General features: G+C 63.0%; 18 protein-coding genes and 1 pseudogene. 12 read left to right on the top strand and 7 right to left on the bottom strand.

Going from position 1 to position 17,949, the window contains the following annotated elements:
- The first annotated feature begins 80 nt into the window (after positions 1–80).
- On the top strand, positions 81–674 hold the full coding sequence (locus NKJ72_RS21665; RefSeq protein ID WP_352479305.1) for a hypothetical protein: 594 nt from the start codon (positions 81–83) through the stop codon (positions 672–674).
- A 49-nt stretch (positions 675–723) separates the two neighbouring features.
- Here the strand turns inward: NKJ72_RS21665 and NKJ72_RS21660 are convergent, their stop codons facing one another.
- Positions 724–1,335, bottom strand: coding sequence for an LmrA/YxaF family transcription factor (locus NKJ72_RS21660; RefSeq protein ID WP_352479304.1), 612 nt, complete (start codon positions 1,333–1,335; stop codon positions 724–726).
- A 150-nt stretch (positions 1,336–1,485) separates the two neighbouring features.
- Between NKJ72_RS21660 and NKJ72_RS21655 the strand changes: the two genes are divergently transcribed.
- Complete coding sequence (locus NKJ72_RS21655) at positions 1,486–2,283, top strand: NIPSNAP family protein (protein ID WP_352479303.1); 798 nt, start codon at positions 1,486–1,488, stop codon at positions 2,281–2,283.
- Positions 2,284–2,327: 44 nt separating this feature from the next.
- Here the strand turns inward: NKJ72_RS21655 and NKJ72_RS21650 are convergent, their stop codons facing one another.
- From NKJ72_RS21650 to choX, 3 genes are read right to left on the bottom strand one after another with little or no spacing between them, the layout of a single operon-like run.
- The gene (locus tag NKJ72_RS21650) at positions 2,328–3,776 is read right to left on the bottom strand and encodes an amidase (protein ID WP_352479302.1); all 1,449 of its coding nucleotides are present in this window, start codon (positions 3,774–3,776) and stop codon (positions 2,328–2,330) included.
- Between the two features lie 8 nt (positions 3,777–3,784).
- Entirely contained in the window at positions 3,785–4,624 is an 840-nt protein-coding gene (locus tag NKJ72_RS21645) for an alpha/beta fold hydrolase (RefSeq protein WP_352479301.1), read from the bottom strand.
- A complete protein-coding gene (choX, locus tag NKJ72_RS21640) occupies positions 4,621–5,556 on the bottom strand; it encodes a choline ABC transporter substrate-binding protein (protein WP_352479300.1) in 936 nt (311 codons plus the stop codon). The genes NKJ72_RS21645 and choX overlap by 4 nt, the downstream gene beginning before the upstream one ends.
- 123 nt (positions 5,557–5,679) lie before the next feature.
- On the opposite strand from choX, the gene betI reads away from it, so the two are divergent.
- The 6 genes from betI (at position 5,680) to NKJ72_RS21610 (ending at position 10,363) form a co-directional block, all read left to right on the top strand.
- Positions 5,680–6,282: a choline-binding transcriptional repressor BetI gene (gene betI / locus NKJ72_RS21635; protein WP_352479299.1), complete on the top strand. Its 603-nt coding sequence runs from the start codon at positions 5,680–5,682 to the stop codon at positions 6,280–6,282.
- 110 nt (positions 6,283–6,392) lie between these two features.
- Entirely contained in the window at positions 6,393–7,151 is a 759-nt protein-coding gene (locus NKJ72_RS21630) for an SDR family NAD(P)-dependent oxidoreductase (RefSeq protein ID WP_352479298.1), read from the top strand.
- A 142-nt stretch (positions 7,152–7,293) separates the two neighbouring features.
- On the top strand, positions 7,294–8,691 hold the full coding sequence (fumC, locus tag NKJ72_RS21625; RefSeq protein WP_352479297.1) for a class II fumarate hydratase: 1,398 nt from the start codon (positions 7,294–7,296) through the stop codon (positions 8,689–8,691).
- A gap of 71 nt (positions 8,692–8,762) precedes the next feature.
- Positions 8,763–9,113 (top strand): hypothetical protein, encoded by a 351-nt coding sequence (locus NKJ72_RS21620; RefSeq protein ID WP_352479296.1) that lies wholly within the window; start codon positions 8,763–8,765, stop codon positions 9,111–9,113.
- 282 nt (positions 9,114–9,395) lie between these two features.
- Positions 9,396–9,830 (top strand): DoxX family protein, encoded by a 435-nt coding sequence (locus NKJ72_RS21615; RefSeq protein WP_352479295.1) that lies wholly within the window; start codon positions 9,396–9,398, stop codon positions 9,828–9,830.
- Between the two features lie 119 nt (positions 9,831–9,949).
- Positions 9,950–10,363: a DoxX family protein gene (locus NKJ72_RS21610; protein WP_352479294.1), complete on the top strand. Its 414-nt coding sequence runs from the start codon at positions 9,950–9,952 to the stop codon at positions 10,361–10,363.
- Positions 10,364–10,534: 171 nt separating this feature from the next.
- Here NKJ72_RS21610 and ppx read toward each other — a convergent pair whose 3' ends face one another.
- A complete protein-coding gene (ppx, locus tag NKJ72_RS21605) occupies positions 10,535–12,067 on the bottom strand; it encodes an exopolyphosphatase (protein WP_352479293.1) in 1,533 nt (510 codons plus the stop codon).
- Complete coding sequence (locus NKJ72_RS21600; RefSeq protein WP_352479292.1) at positions 12,067–14,268, bottom strand: RNA degradosome polyphosphate kinase; 2,202 nt, start codon at positions 14,266–14,268, stop codon at positions 12,067–12,069. Before NKJ72_RS21600 ends, ppx begins: the two co-directional genes overlap by 1 nt.
- 149 nt (positions 14,269–14,417) lie before the next feature.
- On the opposite strand from NKJ72_RS21600, the gene NKJ72_RS21595 reads away from it, so the two are divergent.
- Both NKJ72_RS21595 and NKJ72_RS21590 read left to right on the top strand, forming a co-directional pair.
- Positions 14,418–14,663: a zinc-finger domain-containing protein gene (locus NKJ72_RS21595; protein WP_254820632.1), complete on the top strand. Its 246-nt coding sequence runs from the start codon at positions 14,418–14,420 to the stop codon at positions 14,661–14,663.
- A gap of 19 nt (positions 14,664–14,682) precedes the next feature.
- Entirely contained in the window at positions 14,683–15,915 is a 1,233-nt protein-coding gene (locus tag NKJ72_RS21590) for an FAD-dependent monooxygenase (RefSeq protein WP_352479291.1), read from the top strand.
- Between the two features lie 15 nt (positions 15,916–15,930).
- Here the strand turns inward: NKJ72_RS21590 and NKJ72_RS21585 are convergent, their stop codons facing one another.
- Complete coding sequence (locus tag NKJ72_RS21585; RefSeq protein ID WP_352479290.1) at positions 15,931–16,602, bottom strand: TIGR02117 family protein; 672 nt, start codon at positions 16,600–16,602, stop codon at positions 15,931–15,933.
- Positions 16,603–16,706: 104 nt separating this feature from the next.
- Here NKJ72_RS21585 and NKJ72_RS21580 point away from each other — a divergent pair, with 104 nt between their 5' ends.
- Together NKJ72_RS21580 and NKJ72_RS21575 are read left to right on the top strand one after the other, a co-directional pair.
- Complete coding sequence (locus NKJ72_RS21580) at positions 16,707–16,970, top strand: metal-sensing transcriptional repressor (RefSeq protein ID WP_023719742.1); 264 nt, start codon at positions 16,707–16,709, stop codon at positions 16,968–16,970.
- Positions 16,971–16,975: 5 nt separating this feature from the next.
- Positions 16,976–17,929, top strand: a pseudogene (locus NKJ72_RS21575) (cation diffusion facilitator family transporter); the annotation flags it as partial.
- Positions 17,930–17,949: the final 20 nt, after the last annotated feature.

The following is a 17,949-nucleotide window of genomic DNA, read 5'->3' as shown; positions in this document are numbered from 1 at the left end:
GCTCGCAAAGTGTGTCGACACGTTCTCCCAGGTCTGGCATTGCTTTCGGCATTCAACTTGCGCGGGCAGAGGAGGACGCCATGAAAACTGCATCCATCGGCATGACAATGGCGATTCTGGCGATGACGAGCGCAGCGCACGCCTCCGCGTGCATCGACGCCAAATCGGCCAAGGCCGGCTTCGTTCTCGAAAGGCCTGGCATCCACAGCGAATTTCGTCCGGCGGCGGGCGGAATGGTGGCGGTTGCCAACAAATACCAGTCGCAATCGCCGCAGTCGCAGTACCTGTTCGGCGGGCTGATCGAAGTGTTTCGCGACAGCAGCACAGGGCAGATGGCGATGATCCCGTTTTCCGATCTCAGGAAGGTGTTCCCACTGAAGGCGGGGGCCAAGAGCAAGATCGTGTTTGCCCGTCTTGCACCGAACAAGCCGCCGAAGGGCACCGAGACGCTGGAGATCAACGTCAAGGGCAAGGAGACGTTCAGCCTGGGTGATTGCAAATACGCCGTGCTTGCGGTCAAGCAGACGATCAGGAGCGAGGCCGGCGAGACGCGGGACGAGTTCACCGCGCTTTACGCACCCGATCTGCAGGCAGTTGTGGCCAGGCGCTATGACGAGGGCACCAGTGCCGAAAGCGTGGTCGGCTACGAGCTGATCAAGCCGCTGCCGAATTAAGAGCTCGGCCTCCCCGTCTCGGTCATAGTGAGCGACTGTCCTGCCGGCGTCAAAGGGCTCTGTGCAGTATCCTGCTACGTCGCCTCGTTCCCGTTTTGGACGACATAACTCCCTGCTCCAACGCCATCAGGCAGTCGCGCAGCACGCTTGCGTCCTGTGCGGTCTTGGCCATCGACATGGCGCCCGAATAGCTGGCGACGGCGAGCGCTGCGAAGCGCTGCGGATCGGTGCCCAGCTCCCGTCCCGCCTGCCGATCGGCGCTGACCTTGTCGGCGATCGCCTGGCGCCAGGCCGAAAAAATGCCGGCAAGGGCAATGCGGAAATCCGGATCGGCAAGCGACAGTTCATGCGCCAGGTTGTTGAGCGGGCAGCCGCGCACGAAACCTTGCCGCTCCAGCTCCGCCGCGACGGCCGCGAACACGGAGCGCACGCCCTCGCGCGCTGAGGGAGCCATCCGCACCGGTGCGATCCATGTCTCTTCGACCGCGGCGGCGACCCGCTCCTCGATCACTGCAAGCGCCAGCGCCTTCTTGGTCGCGAAATGGTGGTGCAGCGCACCACCGGTGACGCCCGCCGTCGCCATCAGGTCGCCCATGCTGGACGCATGATAACCGCGTGCCTGAAACGCCTCCTCGGCGACGTCGAGCACTTTCTTGCGCATGCCTTCGGGGTCGTTGGTGCGTTTTTGAGCCCGCGACCTTGGGCGAGCGGACATCTCTGCTGACATCTTCACACGATAGCAGATTGACAAAACAGGACAACCGGTCTGTTTTGCAAAACAGGATGACTGTCCTGTTTTGGAGCTCGCACGATGAACCTGCCTTTGAACGCCCTACCTAATCCCGATCTGCTCGCCTCGCCCGTCGTCGAACTCAGGCAATACACGCTGAAACCCGGCCGGCGCGAGACGCTGATCGGCATCTTCGACAATCACCTGATCGAGGGGCAGGAAACCGCGGGAATGACCATCATCGGCCAGTTCCGCGATCTCGACCGGCCGGACATGTTCGTCTGGCTGCGCGGCTTCGACGGCATGGAAGCGCGGAAAAACGCTCTGACCGCCTTCTATGACGGGCCGGTCTGGGCTGCCTGGCGCGACGCCGCCAACGCCACGATGATCGATTCCGACGACGTGCTGCTGCTGAGGCCGACCTGGCCGGGCGCCGGCTTCGACCTCTCGGGATCGCAACGAGCAATCCAGACGGATCTCGAAGAACCAAGCACAAGCAGTGCTTTGCAGACAATTGTTGTCATCAAGATTCATCATTTGCGACCGGGCCTGGAAGCCGGCTTCGCCAGGGATTTCCAGACCGCGGCTCTTCCGGTGCTTGCCGCACTTGGCGCACAGCCGCTGGCCGCCTTCGTCACCGAACATGCCGAAAACAGCTTTCCGCGGCTGCCGGTGCGGGCCAGCGAAAACGTCTTCATCAGCGTCACGGGTTTCGCCAGCGCCGAAGCGTATGCCCGGCACGAGGCGGCCTTGGCCGCCTCCCCGGAGTGGCAGGCGCTTCAGCAGACCGTACAAGGGGAATTCGCCAGGCCCGCGGAGGTTTTGCGTCTGTTACCGACGGCGCGATCGCTGCTCGGGCAGCACCCAATTTCGGTATGAACCAACATCGTCGACGCCCCCCTACGTCGCCGGAGCCTCCTGGTTCATGCCTGAAAGTGCCTGGCATGGATCGCCTGGTAACGCGCCGTCCATGCGGTTGCCTGCTCCAGGTCAAGGGAAACGCGAAGCAGCCGGTGGTCCTCGTTCTTGCGGCCAATAAGCTGGATGCCAATCGGCAGGCCGCCCTTCGACTGAAAAAGCGGCAGGCTGGCGGCCGGTTGCCCGGTGACATTGAAGATTTCGGTGAAGGGCGCGAAGCCGTAGGCCCGGCTCGCCCAAGCCTCGTAATCGAAGAGAGCACCATCGCCATGGATGGCGCCAAGCCGGGGCGTAAGCTCGGCCGTCGTCGGCGTCATGATCAGGTCGAACCCATCGAATGCCATCGCCATCGCCAGCGAAGCGCTGTGCACATGGTCCTGCGCCTTGAGATAATCGGCGGCCGAGGATCGCCGAAAACAGTCGAGCGCGTGACGAGTCAGGCTTTCGATTTCGCCGGCACCCGGCATCCGCCCGATCTCATCGGCGCGCTCGTCAACCAACCGCGCGACCTCCGACATCCAGAAGATGCTCCAGTCCGCTTCGGCGCTGGCTTCCCGCGGGAAACGCGCCTCTGTGACCTCGTGTCCCATTTCCTCGAGGAGGATCATGGCTTCCTGGAATTTTCCCGCGATCTCGGACGCGACCGGCGTGCCATCCGGCCGGTGCGCCAGGCACGCGACGCGCAGACGCTCGCCGGGCGAAGACAGCCAGTCCAGGTAGGACGGCACCGATTTCGGCACGGAGTAAGGCGCTCCTTGTTCTGGACCGGCAGTCATGTCCAGCATAGCGGCGCTGTCCCGAACGGTGCGGGATAGGACACTGTCGGCGTAGAGCCCGGCGCCGACCTGACCTCGATAGGGGCCGACAGGCGTGAGCCCGCGCGACGGCTTCATGCCGAACACGCCGCAACAGGCAGCCGGCACCCGGATCGAGCCGCCGATGTCGGAACCGTGGGCGACCGGCACCATGCCGCTTGCCACCGCGGCGGCAGCTCCGCCGCTTGAGCCGCCCGCCGTCAGCGAAGGATCCCAGGGGTTCAAGGTGGGGCCGCGAAAGCTGGGTTCGGTGACGAAGTCGTTGGCAAATTCAGGCGTGTTTGTCTTTCCCACCAAGATCAGACCGGCGGCCCGCCAGCGCCGGACGATCTCGCTGTCGGGCTTCGGCGCGACATCCTTGAAGTAGAGCGACGAGTGCGTTGTCGGCCACTCCCGTACATTGACGCCGGTGTCCTTGACCAAGAAGGGAATGCCGGCGAGTGCGGCCTGCCGGTTGCAGCTTGCCGCCGCGGAAAGCGCCCGGTCCGCATCGATCAGTGTCACGGCATTGATGGCGGGATTGATGCGTTCGATCGCTTCGATAGCCGCCTCAACGACCTCGACAGCCGACAGTTCACCGGAGCGAACATGCCGGGCCAGGGCGACGGCATCCAACGCCACGTATTCGGAAAGGTTCATGACTGCTCTCAGCCCAGATTGCCGGTCGCTTCGAGGTCGGCTTCATTCCAGACCTTGAAATACCGGGCGATGGCTGCCGCAACCAATGCCGGATCCTCCCAGTGCGGGTTGTGTCCGCATCGCACCGCGCTTACAAACGCGGCGGCGGGGATCTCTTCGAGGAGCCGCCGTTGGTGCGTTTCGTCGAAGAGCAGGTCGCGCCCGCCCGCAATGACAAGCGCCGGCAGGTGCAGCGTGCGCGCCTTGTCGGTCAGATCGACGCGCCGAACCTGCTCCAGGATTGCGCACCAAAGTGCCGCCGGCATGGCTGACGCTTCCTTTGCAGCCATGGTCAGGAAGTCCGCTGGAACCTCGGCCTCGCAGGCATGCCAATATTCATAGAACGGATCGGCCGGCGATATCGGGTCTCGAAGTGCCCGCACACCAATGGTCATCGGGTGATCCTCACCGATCTGCGGCCGCAGCGTTCCGGCCATCAGCACCAGGCCACCGATCATCTCGGGGTAGCGCGCGGCTGCCTCGATCGCCACCATGCTGCCCAGGGAATGCCCGACCAGAACCGGCCGCTCGAGCCGCAATCGCTCGATCAAACTCGCCACATCTTCCGCGAAATCCGCCGGGGCGAAGCCGCGTGTCCCGGCCGGCGAGGCGCCATGCCCGCGCAGGTCTGGAATGACAAGCCGGCGCCCGGCGAGATGCGGCGCCAGCAAGGAGAAGCTGCGGCTCGTGTCGGAGAAGCCGTGCACCAGCACCAGCGCGGGCTCCTGCCCGGCGATTTCGACGCAGGCCGTTTCAGCACCGACCTTGCGCTTGCGGCCGTTCCAGCCCGCCTGATCGGCCGATATCACAGGCCGAGCTGCTGCTTGACTGCGTCGAGCGCGGGCTTGCCATCGAATGTGGTGACACCGGCAAGCCAGGCGCCGAGCCTATCCGGATTCTCCTTGACCGCCTTCAGGCCGGCTTCCTCCGGCTTCATGCCGTCATTGATGAGATAGCCCATGCCGAGATTTTCGAAATCGATGTCGAAGGCGAGATTCTTCAGCAACTGCCCGACATTCGGGCATTGCTGCAGATAGCCCTTGCGCACCTGCGTCGTCACCGTCGCGGCGCCGAAGTTCGGTCCGTAGAACTTGTCGCCGCCGCTCAGATATTTGAAATCGTACATCGTGTTCATTGGATGCGGCGCCCAGCCCTGGAAGACGATGAAGCGCTTTTCCTTGATCTCGTAGCCGACCTCGGAAAGCATGCCGGCTTCACTCGATTCGACGACCTGCCAGCCATCGAGGCCGAGCGACTTATCAGCGATGGCGTCCATCATCAGCTGGTTCGAGCCCGGCTCGATGCCGTACATCTTCCTGCCGAACTTGTCGGCGAACTTTTGCAGGTCGGCAAAATCCTTGACGCCGGCCTCCCAGACGTAAGTCGGCACGGCAAAGGTGTATTTGGCGCCAACGAGATTGACGCGCACATCGTCCACCGAGCCGTCCTTCTTATAGGGCTCGTAGTAGGTGATCATCGCCGGATCCCAATAGCCAAGGAACACGTCTAAATCATTGTTCTTCAAGGATTCATAGATGACGTTAATGCCCAGAAGCGAACTTGCCGGCTTGTAGCCGAGCGCATCGAGCAAGACGCTGGTGACGCCGGTGGTGAAGGCAAGATCGTTCCATCCAGGCTCGGCCATGCGCACGACCTTGCATTGCTCGGGTTCAGCCGCAAAGGCCGGCTGGATCGCCAGCAGGACGCAGAGCGAGGCTCCTATTCCAAGGCAACGAAGCATTTCGGTTCTCCTCATTTGACCAACGACGTTGACCACTCGGTTTTTAAATTGTCCCAACGGTCAATGATTGATCTCGGCGGACAAAAATGTCAACATCGGTTTTCGATGCATGGATCCCGGCCCGTGAAACTCAAGCGTCTCAGCGACATACGCCGCAAGGAGCTGCGGCAAGCCGCGTTTGCCGTGCTTCAGCGCGAAGGCATAGCTGGCGCCACCATAGAGAAAGTGGCGGCACAGGCCGGCGCGTCGAAGGGCATCGTGCTGCACTATTTCAACAGCAAGCGGGAGCTTTTCGAGCATGCCATGCGCGAATCGAACCTGGTGCTGCGTCATGCGGTGGTGGAGCGGTTGAGGCAGGCGCGTACGCCAATGCAACGGATAGATGCCATAATCGAAGGCAATTTCGAGCCGCATCTCTTCCAGCCGTCCCTCTGCCACGCCTGGCTTTCGCTTTGCGCGGAGGTGCCGCGCGACGAAAAGCTTGCCCGCATCCAGAAGGTGATCCATGCGCGCATGCGCTCCAACCTGCTGTCCGGCCTGCGCGGTCTGGCGCCGGCGCGCGATGCTGACGAGATCGCTTTCGGCGTCACCGCCCTGATCGACGGGCTGTGGTTGAGGCTTGGCCTGCAGCCAGGCAGCGTTACGCGTGAACAGGCCATTCATCAGGTCAAGGATTTTGTCGCTACCCGGCTGGCTGTTCGGCGCGGTGCAGCCGCTGCCGAATAGCCAGGCGCATCAGCCGAAAGTTCATATCGTAGGATAAGCCGGAGGCTTGACCACAATCGGCAACGGCGCTGCTCTCCTACCAGACAAGACGGCAAAGCGCGGAGTGTTGGATGAGACTAGGCGGCAAACGGGCACTGGTCACCGGCGGTTCGGAGGGGATCGGGCTGGCAATCGCCGAGGCTTTCTCGCGCGAAGGCGCGGACGTGCTGATCGTCGGCCGCGACGGCAAAAAACTCGACGCCGCCCGCGAGCAGCTCGGGAATAATGTCGAAACGCTGTCGGCCGACCTGTCGGCCAGCGCCGGCATCGACGCCGTGGTCGAGCATGCCAGGCGCGGCCCACCTCTCGATATCCTCGTCAACAACGCCGGCGTGGCATTCCTGGTACCGTTCGAGACCGTCAGCGAGGACCAGTTCCAGCAATCGTTCGCGCTCAACGTCACGGCGGTATTCTTCCTCACGCAACGGCTGTTGCCGCATCTCGCGCCGGGCGCGGCTTCGGTGATCAACATCTCGTCCTATTTTGCGCACAAGATGATCCCGAAGCGGCCGTCCAGCCTCTATTCGCTGTCGAAGGGCGCGCTCAATTCGCTGACCAAATCGCTCGCCTTCGAGCTCGGGCCGCGCGGCATAAGGGTCAACGCCATCGCGCCCGGCACGGTCGACACAGCGATGCGGCGCAGGTCGATCGAAAACCTGCCGGAAGCCGCGCAAGCCGAGCTCAAGGCCTATGTCGAGCGCAGCTATCCGCTCGGCCGCATCGGCCGGACCAGCGACCTTGCCGGCATCGCGGTCTATCTCGCCAGCGACGAGGCGGCGTGGACCAGCGGCGGTATCTTTGCCATCGACGGCGGGTATACGGCGGGGTGAGGAGCGCGCCCTCCGCCTCCCTTGTGGGAGAAGGAAAAGGCGCGGCTTCAACCGATTTGCATCTCCATCGCCCGCAATCTCCGCTTGAAGGCGTTTGTGCAACGCGATAGGCCGTTTGCAAATTGCAAACCGGAGAGACTTCGTGAGCGCGCCAGAGACCAGAACCGAAACCGACACGTTCGGTCCCATCGAGGTCGCCGCCGACCGCTATTGGGGCGCGCAGGCGCAGCGTTCGCTGGCCAATTTCAAGATCGGCTGGGAGAAACAGCCGGCCTCGATCGTGCGGGCGCTGGGCATCGTCAAGCGGGCGGCCGCCGAAGCCAATATGGAGCTGAAGCGGCTCGATCCGGCGATCGGCAAGGCCATCATCGAGGCCTCCCAGGAGGTCATCGACGGCAAGCTGAACGACCATTTCCCGCTGGTCGTCTGGCAAACCGGTTCGGGCACCCAGTCCAACATGAACGCCAATGAGGTGATTTCCAACCGCGCGATCGAGCTTTTGGGCGGCGTCATGGGGTCGAAGAAGCCGGTGCATCCCAATGACCACGTCAACATGAGCCAGTCGTCGAACGACACCTATCCGACGGCCATGCACATCGCCTGCGCCGAGCGCATCATTCACGACCTGCTGCCGGCGCTGAGACATTTGCATGCGGCACTCGACGCCAAGACCAGGGCTTTCGCCCACATCGTCAAGATCGGCCGCACCCACACGCAGGACGCGACGCCGCTGACGCTCGGCCAGGAATTCTCCGGCTATGCGGCGCAGGTCGCCTCGTCGATCAAGCGCATCGAAATGACCCTTCCCGGCCTGCAGGAATTGGCGCAAGGCGGCACCGCGGTCGGCACCGGCCTCAACGCGCCGGTCGGTTTTGCCGAAAAGGTGGCGGCGCGCATCGCCGCGATCACCGGCATCGATTTCGTCACCGCGCCGAACAAGTTCGAGGCCCTGGCCGCCCATGATTCCATGGTGTTCTCGCACGGCGCCATCAATGCCTGCGCGGCGGCGCTGTTCAAGATCGCCAACGACATCCGCCTGCTCGGCTCCGGCCCGCGTTCGGGCCTCGGCGAATTGTCGCTGCCGGAAAACGAACCGGGCTCGTCGATCATGCCTGGCAAGGTCAATCCGACCCAATGCGAGGCGATGACACAGGTTTGCGTCCAGGTGTTCGGCAACAATGCGGCGATCAGCTTCGCCGGCAGTCAGGGCCATTTCGAACTCAACGTCTACAATCCGCTGATGGCCTATTGTTTTCTGCAATCGGTACAACTGCTGGCCGACGCTTCGGTGTCCTTTACCGACAATTGCGTCGTCGGCATCGAGGCCCGCGAAGACAACATCAAGGCGGCGCTCGACCGTTCGCTGATGCTGGTGACGGCGCTTGCGCCGACGATCGGCTACGACAATGCCGCCAAGATCGCCAAGGCGGCACATAAGAACGGCACCACGCTGCGCGAGGAAGCGCTGGCCACCGGGCTGGTCAGTGAAGCCGACTATGAGCGGCTGGTGCGGCCGGAGGACATGACGCATCCGGGCTAGGCGGCGTGGACAAATTGAGCGGCCTGCAAATCGCTCGTTGTGTGATTTTCATGGCTTTGGTTAGATGAGGCATGGAAGCAGCCACACGCTCCTCTTGGAAAACGCTCCCCCTCCCAGCGCAGCAAGATCGGATAGATCTTGCATTGCTGTATTCGGACGCCGAAGGCGAGAAGATCAGGCTTGGGCACATTCCGCGGGATATGGACGATAAGTGGTTCATATTTTTTGAGAATGGCTGGCTCTATTTTCATCGTTCGTGGACAGGAGCCTGCATCTATGGCCTCCGTCTCGAGGGTTCGCCGAATGGTATTCGTGTGACTGATGCATGGGTCAGCGGGGATAAAGAGTGGTACCAATCGCCCGGCCCTGAGCACGACGCACGTTTGATCCAGCAACTCATCTCCGGCCGCCTGCTATCGTAAGGGTCGACACTCACTGCCAAGCCTTGCGCAGCGGCTATTGGCGAATTCTGAAAGGATTGCTGCCGATCAATGGTCGATACCGCCACCGCCAGATACTGGCTAAAATTTGTCCACGCCGCCTAGGGTGTTGATATGCCTGGATCACAACACCCATGTCCATCGCGAAAACGTTACCTGGGTGAACAATCCGTAACCAATCTGACGTCTTTGGTGAACAGTCGGCCTGCGCTAACTAGGCGGGTATCCCAAGCCGTTTGGCCAAACCCTTCTGGAGAGTTACGCATGTCCACCAACACGTCCACCAACGCTTCGTTTGCCGGTTCCGGAACCGCCGCCGGCGCCTCGGGCACGATCCTGCTCGGCCGCCTCCTGCTTTCTGTCATCTTCCTGCTTTCCGGTTTCGGCAAGCTGACGGCGATTGCCGGCACCGCCGGCTATTTCGGCAGCCTTGGCCTGCCGCTGCCGATGGTGACCGCCATTGTCGTCGGCCTTATCGAACTGCTTGGCGGCCTGGCCATCCTCGTCGGCTTCCAGACCAGGATCGTCGGCTGGGTAATGGCGATCTTCACCGTCGCCACCGCGCTGGTCGCCCACACCGGCTGGGCCGATCAGATGCAGATGATCAATTTCATGAAGAACCTCGGCATTGCCGGCGGCTTCCTCGTGCTCGCCTCCTCGGGCCCAGGCGCGTATTCGATCGACGCCAAGCGCGGCTGAAGCAGTCCAGCGTTTCCTGAACAAAGGGGCGCGGAATTTTCCGCGCCCCTTTTTCGTTGTCGGTTCATATCCGGTGGCTGGAACTCTGCTAGGATCGGTGGCCGATATCGGAGGAGACCATGCCTCGCAATGCGCTGCTCTTGCTTTCCCGGCTGCTGCTCGCCGCGCTGTTCGTGCCGTCCGGCTTCCATGCGCTTGCCGACATCGCCGGCACATCAGGCTATTTCGCCGGCCTCGGCCTGCCGCTGCCGACGCTGGTGGCTTGGGCGACAGGCCTGTTCGAGCTGATCGCCGGGCTGCACATCCTCGCCGGCTTCAAGACGCCGGTCGTGGCGCTGCTGCTCGCTGCCTTCTGCATCGCGGCGGGCTTCCTCGGTCATTATGGCCAGGGCGGCGACGATCCGACGCTGACCTTCATGCATTCACAGATGCTGATGAAGGACATTGCCATAGCAGGCGGTTTCCTGGCGCTGGCAATGGCTGGTGCGGGCGCCTGGTCGGCCGACGGGCGGCTGGTTGCAGCGAGCGTCTAAGCTGCCGCCTGGTTTATTCGGTGTCCAGAAAAACGAACTTTGCGAGACGGCTCACATTGACGGGCCCGCGAAGAGGACGAATATCCCGGCAACCAACAGCTGAAGAACCTGCCTGGATTTCATGGCGTTTCCCTTCCTTCCCCAACGGTCGCGACGCGACAGCGCGGGCGTCTATTTGACAGACATGCTAGGCCCGCCCTCGACCGCCAGCACCAGCCGGCGGTTGGTGACCCTTGCCAGCTGTGCCAGCCGGCCGGCCGGCCGCTCGCCGTAAAGATCGGCCAGCGCTGCCGGCAGCACCAGCGCCAGCACGCCATTGCCGCGGTTTTCCCATTTCAGTCGCGGCATGACGCCGGGCATTGCCGCGCTCAGCAAATAGACGACGCGCAGCAGCGCGGCCAGCACGCGGGCTCGTTCGAGATAGCGCGGTGTCGCCAGCCCGCGGATTTCCGGAGCGGCTTCATTGAACACGCCCTCGTGGCGAAACAGGCTGACAAGCGCCAGGAAGGCGCGGCCGGGATGGTCGACGCCAATAAAAGAGGCGTGAGCGATGATGTTGAGCGATTGCTTGCCGCGATATTCGGGATGGGCACGCCAGCCGATATCGGCAAGCAGGCAGGCGGCGTGGCGGTAGCGCGCCTCATCCCTGGTTTCGTCGATGCCGAAGGCGGCGAACGCCTTGCCGGTCCATTCGACAAGCTCATGCGCGTGGTCGACCGAGCGCGAGCGCAGGCGGGCAAGCTCTTCCGCAGCCGAGATCAGCGGATCACCCTTCTGCTCGGCCTTATCGAGCAGCGAATAGAGAAAGCCCTCGCGCACGCCCAGCGCCGACACGATGATCTTCGACGGCTGCATCGCCGCCATGATCTCCTGCAGCACGATGGCGCCATAGGGTAGCAGCGAGCGGCGGTTCTTGGAGATGCCCTCGATGCCTTTGATCTTGTCGATCTCGGCTTTGGCGACCTGCCGGAGGAAGTTCGCGGCGCTTTCGATGCCGATCTCGTAGTGGTGCATGACGCCGAGCGGGTAGTTGGTCATTTCCATGTGCAGCCGGGCGAGGTTTCGCCAGGTGCCGCCGACTGTGTAGAAGGCCCTGCCCTGCCCGCCCTTCAGCAATTTCGCCCGCGCCAGTTGCTCGCGCGTGATCCTTGCCGCCTGGGCCAGCGAGTTCTTCGCCATGTCCTGCAGGCGCAAGCCGCCCAACGGCAGCGTGATGCCGTCACCGATCGTCTCACCGTTGATGTCGATCAGTTCGAGGCTGCCGCCGCCAAGGTCGCCGGCGATGCCGTTGGCCGGATGGAAACCGGAGATGACGCCGAGTGCCGAATAATGAGCTTCCTCGCGACCGCTCAGCACCTGGATCTCGGTCCTGAGCACATCCTCGGCGCGGTGGATGAAGTCGGGGCCGTTGACCGCCTCACGAGCGGCGGCGGTCGCCAGCACATACATGCGCTCGGCGCCGGCCTGGTCGGAGAGCGCGCGGAAGCGGCGGAACTCTTCCATCGAACGCGTCACCGCCTCGGGATCGAGCTTTCCGGTCGAAACGATGCCGCGGCCGAGGCCGGCCAGCATCTTTTCGTTGAACAGCAAGGTCGGCGAGCGCGCCAGCCCCTCATAGATCACAAGACGGATCGAGTTCGACCCGATATCGATGATGGACAGCGGTCGGCGGTCCTGGAGCCGGCCCTGGGACGCTGAAATCATCAGCCCGTCGCTGCGTTCTGTTTCTTGCGGCGTTTGAACTGCGCGATGCGCTTGGGCGCATGCGACTTCAACGCATCGCCCCGTCCGGACAGGCTCGGATTGGTCATGAAATATTCCTGCGCGTTGAACGGTTCCTCGCCCTCCTCCAGCACGACGCGCCGGGAGGTTCCATCAGCCAATACGTCGAAACTTTGCTGGTTGTCCATGATGTTGCCGAGCATGATCTGGCCGAGCACCTGCTCATGCACAGTTGGATTGGTGATCGGCACCATGGTCTCGACGCGGCGGTCGAGATTGCGCGGCATCAGATCGGCCGAGGAGATGTAGACAATCGCCCCGTCCGAGGGCAAGCCGTGGCCGTTGCCGAAGCAATAGATGCGGCTGTGCTCGAGGAAGCGGCCGACGATCGACTTCACCCTGATGTTCTCCGATAGGCCGGGCACCTGCGGTCTCAGGCAGCAGATGCCGCGCACGACGAGATCGATCTCGACGCCAGCGCGGCTGGCATCGTAGAGCGCGTCGATGACGATCGGGTCGACCAAGGCGTTCATCTTCATCCAGATGCGGGCCGGTCTGCCCTCCAGCGCGTGGCTGATCTCATCCGAAATGTGCTGGAGGATGCGGTCGCGCAGCGTGAACGGCGAGATGGCCAGCCGCATCTGCTCGGCCGGCTCGGCATAGCCGGTGATGAAGTTGAACAACTGGGCGACATCGCGCGCGATTGTCGGGTCGGTGGTGAAGAAGGACAGATCGGTGTAGATGCGGGCGGTGACCGGGTGGTAGTTGCCGGTGCCCAGATGCACGTAATTGCGCAGCCTGCCGTCCTCGCGCCGCACGACCAGCGACATCTTTGCGTGGGTCTTCAGTTCGAGAAAGCCAAAGACGACCTGGACGCCGGCGCGCTCGAGGTCGCGCGCCCAGCGGATGTTGGCCTCCTCGTCGAAGCGCGCCTTGAGCTCAACGAGGGCGGTCACCGACTTGCCGGCCTCGGCGGCGTCGACCAACGCGCGTACGATAGGGCTGTCGTTGGAGGTGCGGTAGAGCGTCTGCTTGATCGCCACCACTTCCGGGTCGGCCATTGCCTGGCGCAGAAACTGCACCACCACGTCGAAGGATTCGTAAGGGTGGTGGACGATGATGTCCTTCTCGCGGATCGCGGCAAAACAGTCGCCGCCATGCTCGCGGATGCGCTCGGGAAAGCGCGGATTGTACGGCGTGAACTTCAGATCGTCGCGGGCGACGGCGACGATCTCCGATATCTGGCTGAGCGCCAGCGGACCGGTGAGCACGCTGATGCGGCTGGCCGAGACGCCGAGCTCGCCGGCGACGAAATCGCGCAATTCGGCCGGCATCGACCTGTCGAACTCGATGCGGATGACCGAGCCGCGGCGTCGCCGCTTCAGCGCCGTCTCGAACAGCCGCACCAGATCCTCTGATTCTTCCTCGACCTCGATATCGCTGTCGCGGATAATGCGGAACGTGCCGGAGCCCTTGACCTCATAGCCGGGGAACAGCTTGCCGATATAGAGACTGACCGCCTCTTCGAGTGGAATGAAGCGGACATGATGCTTGCGATCCGGCAAGCGGATGAAGCGCCTCAGCGCCACCGGCAGGCGCAAAAGCGCGCTCATTTCCTCGCCGTTCTTGCGGTGGCGCAATTGCAGCGCCATCGAGAAACCGAGGTTGGGAATGAACGGGAACGGATGCGCCGGGTCGATCGACAGCGGGGTCAGGACCGGAAATACCTGCTCCTGGAAATGGTCCTCGAGCCAGGTCTTCTCGTCCTTGGTCAGCGCATCGCGGGTGATGCTTTCGATGCCCTGTTTGTCGAGCAGCAGCATCAGCGCCGAAAGGCTGTTCTGCTGGTCCTCCTGCAGGCGCTCGACCTCGCGCAGCAATTGTTCGAGCTGCTGCTCGGGAGTGCGCCCATCCGGGCTCTTCAGCACGATGCCCTCGCGCACCTGGCCGGCAAGACCGGCGACGCGGACCATGAAGAACTCGTCGAGGTTGGCGGCCGATATCGACAGAAAGCGCACGCGCTCGAGCAGCGGATGATTTGCGTTCAGCGATTCCTCGAGCACGCGCCGGTTGAATTGCAGCCAGGAAAACTCGCGATTGACGAAGCGGTCGGGATTGCCGCCTTCGCGGCTCGCGGCCTCGACGGTGATGAATTCGTTCTGGACCGGCTTCAGTTCGTTCATGGTTTCCGCTCTTCCCACACCGTTCGACGACCACAGCCTTAACCGGCTCAACTTATCCTCTGACAGGCTTTTGCGACAGTTTCATTTCATCGATCTTGCAAAGAGATGGGTTATGATCCAGATGCAATCGACAAGATCAGGAGACGACGATGGCAGGCGGTTCCATTCCCCATTTCCAGAACGATGCGGGCTATCCGGCAATCGACATCGGCGTCAAGGAATTCATGTGCACCGGCGCCAATCCGCCTTTCGACCATCCGCATGTATTTCTCGATATGGGCGACGACAATGAAAAAGTCTGCCCCTATTGCTCGACGCTCTATCGCTATTCGCCCAAGCTGAAGGCATTGGAAACGCAGCCGCCAGGCTGCCTCTATATCGACCAGGCCGCCTGATTCTTCCGCGACAAGCCTGATGCGAGAAACGCAGTCCCGGCAGGTGGTCATCGCCGGGGCGGGCGTCGCCGGGCTGACCGTGGCACTGGCCTTTGCCGAGCGCGGCTATCGGATAAAACTGTTCGAACAGGCGCAGCATCTCGAGGCTGCCGGCGCCGGTATCCAGCTTTCACCCAACGCGACATGCATCCTTCGACAATTCGGCGTACTCGATCGGCTGCTGCCGACGGCGGTGCGGCCGGAGGCGGTCGTGCTCAAGGATGCCGTCACGCTTCGCGAGCTGGCGCGCGTACCGCTTGGCCAGGTGGCTGAAACGCGCTGGGGAGCACCCTATCTCGTCGCCCACCGTGCCGATCTGCAGTCAGCGCTGATGGAGCGGATAGCCGAGCGGTCCGAGGTCGAGCTTGTCACTGGTGCCCGCGTCGGCGGCGTCGCAACCGGACCGAATGGCATCACCGCAACAGTCGAGATTGCCGGCACGACCATCGAAGCCGAAGCATCGTTGCTGGTCGGAGCCGATGGCGTCTGGTCGTCGGTGCGAGAAACGCTCGCCCGCGAGGGGGCCGATTTCCGGAGAAGCAGCTTCTCGGGCGAGCTTGCCTGGCGCGCAACGGTGGCCGCGGACAGCCTCGCCGGACAAGCCTTCAGGGTGATCGGTGCGCCCGATTGCGTTACCACATTCCTCTATCCAGGCTTCCATATGGTCGCCTATCCGGTCAGCCGTGGCGCGGTCTTCAACCTTGCGGCCTTCACCAAGGGCGAGCGCATCGCCGAGAGCTGGTCGGGGCATGCCGACCCCGCCATCCTCGCCAACGCCATGCGCGGTACCGCGCCGGCGCTGGTCCGTCTGGCGAGCGAGGCCGCGCCATGGACGGCATGGCCGATCCATACCGTCGAGCGGCGGCGGTGGACGACGCCGCAGGGCATAGCGCTGATCGGCGATGCGGCGCATGCGATGACGCCGTTTGCCGCACAGGGAGCGGCGATGGCGATCGAGGACGCGGTAACCCTTGCCGGTTTCGTTGCCACCTCGCCTGCCGACCTCAGCAGCGCGCTTGTCGCCTGGGAACAGGCGCGGCGGCCGCGCGTAGCCCAGGTCGCCCGCCGCGGCGCCATCAACCGCCTCGCCTGGCATGCGGCCGGGCCGGTGGCGATGGCCCGCAACCTGTTCCTGGCGATGCGCTCACCCGAAAAACTCGCCGCTGATCTCGACTGGCTCTACGGCTGGCGGGCGGACGCTCGGCGGTCCTAAGTCATCGGAGGCTTGTCAATTGTAAAGCCGCATCGACAGGCTCAGCGAGGCCGGCAGCGGGTTCCACCAGCCGGTGCGCAGGCCGGCGGCGCGCAGTGCCGCCGCCGCCCAGGTGTTGCAGCCGACCAGCGCGTTGAAATGGCCATTGGCTTCGAAGAAACGATCGAAACGGGAATAGGCCGCATTCTCGATCGACATGGCCCCGTTCGGTCCCTGCTGAAAACTCGCCGCAATGAAATCGAGCAGCGCCGCCAAGCGTTCCTCACTTACGTCGAAGCCGGCGACGTCGGGATGCGGCTCGGCGATTTCGCCTGAAATGTCGACATGCATCACCGAGGCATCGACGGTCAGCGCCTTCATCACCGGCACTGCCTTCAGTTCCGACCAGGTCGGCGTCTCGAGATAGAAGGCGCGGCCGCCCCAGCCCAAGACGATGTAGCGGACCTCCGCCATGTCGGCCGGAATGCCGGCATCGACCAGGAAGTGGAAGCGCCGGCGCACATCGTCGTCGACCGGGATGGCGATGTCGGTGTGGATCGGGTTTTTCAGCACCAGGATGCGGTGGCTTGCGCCGATCGGATCGGCAGCGGCCGCCGGCCAGAGCGGGCGCGGCAGCAGCGTGCCCAGCGCCACCGCAAGGACTGCTGCAACGACCAGCAGGCCGAGAAAACGAGCAAGCTTCTTCATGGGGAACGCGTAGACCAAGCAATGTTCAAGGTGAAGCCTCTCCGGAAATTGCACAGCTGACTTAAAGCTTGACGCGTATCCTCCCGGGGAGGATATGCAGAGGCATGTCAGATCACCTCCACGCTTCGCATCCTTCCATCATAAAGCGCCTGAAGCGCGCGCAAGGCCACCTTGCGGCGGTGCTGGCGATGATCGAGGCGCATCGCCCTTGCGTTGATCTGGCGCAGCAGCTTCATGCCGTCGAACGAGCCATCAGCAGCGCCAAGCGCGAGCTGATCAACGATCACATCGAGCATTGCCTGACGGACAGCGTCGAAACCGGCGGCAACTCGCTGGCGGAACTCAAGCAGCTGGCGAAATATCTATGAATGCCATCGCAGCCCGCATTCTGGAATGGCTCGGGTTCGGCTCGCACGCCGCACATCATCACGGCGGTCACGGTCCGCACGGCCACAGCCATGGCGTCATCGATGCGACAATTGCCACCACCGATCGGGGCATCTGGGCAATCAAATGGTCGTTCGCGATCCTGGCGATCACCGCAGCATTGCAGATGGTCGTGGTTGTGCTGTCGGGGAGCGTGGCATTGCTGGCCGATACGATCCATAACATCGGCGATGCGACCACGGCGATCCCGCTATGGATTGCGTTCGTGCTGGCGCGGCGCAAGCCGTCGCGGACCTTCACCTATGGCTTGGGCCGGGTCGAGGATCTGGCCGGCATCACCATCATGCTCATCATCCTGTTCAGCGCTGTAGTCGCCGCGTACCAAGCCATCGACAGGCTGATCAATCCACACATTGTGACCCATCTCGGCTGGCTGACTGCGGCGGGCGTTGTCGGCTTCCTCGGCAACGAGGCGGTTGCCGTGTTCCGTATCCGCGTCGGCCGCGAAATCAACAGCGCGGCACTGATTGCCGACGGCTATCACGCCCGCACCGACGGACTTACCAGCCTTGCCGTGGTCATCGGAGCCATCGGCGTCTGGCTCGGCTTTTCCTTGGCCGACCCGATTGTCGGCCTGCTGATCACGATTGCGATCTTCGGTATCGTCTGGCAATCGGCCCGCTCGGTGCTGACCCGCATGCTGGATGGAATCGAACCCGGTGTGATGGATGAAATCCGACATGCCGCCGAGCACGTTCCGGGCGCACGCATTGTCGATGCCAAGGCGCGCTGGATCGGTCATAGATTGCACGCCGACATCGCAATTGCCGCAGACGAAACCCTGCCGCTCTCGGAAGCGAACAACATCGCGGCAGCGCTGAAGGACGAACTGTCCCAGCATATGCCGGCCTTGGCTGCGGCGAATGTGCGGTTTTCAACCGAACGTGGAGAGAACGACCA

This window comes from Mesorhizobium sp. M0045 (assembly GCF_040323385.1).
Lineage (GTDB): Bacteria > Pseudomonadota > Alphaproteobacteria > Rhizobiales > Rhizobiaceae > Mesorhizobium.
Note: the sequence above shows the minus strand (reverse complement) of the source record. Positions and strands in the feature narration are given on the sequence as shown.

Coding starts and splice junctions, on each gene's coding strand:
- NKJ72_RS21665 (WP_352479305.1), top strand. CDS start 81: ATGAAAACTGCATCCATCGGCATGACAATGGCGATTCTGGCGATGACG.
- NKJ72_RS21660 (WP_352479304.1), bottom strand. CDS start 1,335: ATGCGCAAGAAAGTGCTCGACGTCGCCGAGGAGGCGTTTCAGGCACGC.
- NKJ72_RS21655 (WP_352479303.1), top strand. CDS start 1,486: ATGAACCTGCCTTTGAACGCCCTACCTAATCCCGATCTGCTCGCCTCG.
- NKJ72_RS21650 (WP_352479302.1), bottom strand. CDS start 3,776: ATGAACCTTTCCGAATACGTGGCGTTGGATGCCGTCGCCCTGGCCCGG.
- choX (WP_352479300.1), bottom strand. CDS start 5,556: ATGCTTCGTTGCCTTGGAATAGGAGCCTCGCTCTGCGTCCTGCTGGCG.
- NKJ72_RS21630 (WP_352479298.1), top strand. CDS start 6,393: ATGAGACTAGGCGGCAAACGGGCACTGGTCACCGGCGGTTCGGAGGGG.
- NKJ72_RS21620 (WP_352479296.1), top strand. CDS start 8,763: ATGGAAGCAGCCACACGCTCCTCTTGGAAAACGCTCCCCCTCCCAGCG.
- NKJ72_RS21615 (WP_352479295.1), top strand. CDS start 9,396: ATGTCCACCAACACGTCCACCAACGCTTCGTTTGCCGGTTCCGGAACC.
- NKJ72_RS21610 (WP_352479294.1), top strand. CDS start 9,950: ATGCCTCGCAATGCGCTGCTCTTGCTTTCCCGGCTGCTGCTCGCCGCG.
- ppx (WP_352479293.1), bottom strand. CDS start 12,067: ATGATTTCAGCGTCCCAGGGCCGGCTCCAGGACCGCCGACCGCTGTCC.
- NKJ72_RS21600 (WP_352479292.1), bottom strand. CDS start 14,268: ATGAACGAACTGAAGCCGGTCCAGAACGAATTCATCACCGTCGAGGCC.
- NKJ72_RS21595 (WP_254820632.1), top strand. CDS start 14,418: ATGGCAGGCGGTTCCATTCCCCATTTCCAGAACGATGCGGGCTATCCG.
- NKJ72_RS21590 (WP_352479291.1), top strand. CDS start 14,683: ATGCGAGAAACGCAGTCCCGGCAGGTGGTCATCGCCGGGGCGGGCGTC.
- NKJ72_RS21585 (WP_352479290.1), bottom strand. CDS start 16,602: ATGAAGAAGCTTGCTCGTTTTCTCGGCCTGCTGGTCGTTGCAGCAGTC.
- NKJ72_RS21580 (WP_023719742.1), top strand. CDS start 16,707: ATGTCAGATCACCTCCACGCTTCGCATCCTTCCATCATAAAGCGCCTG.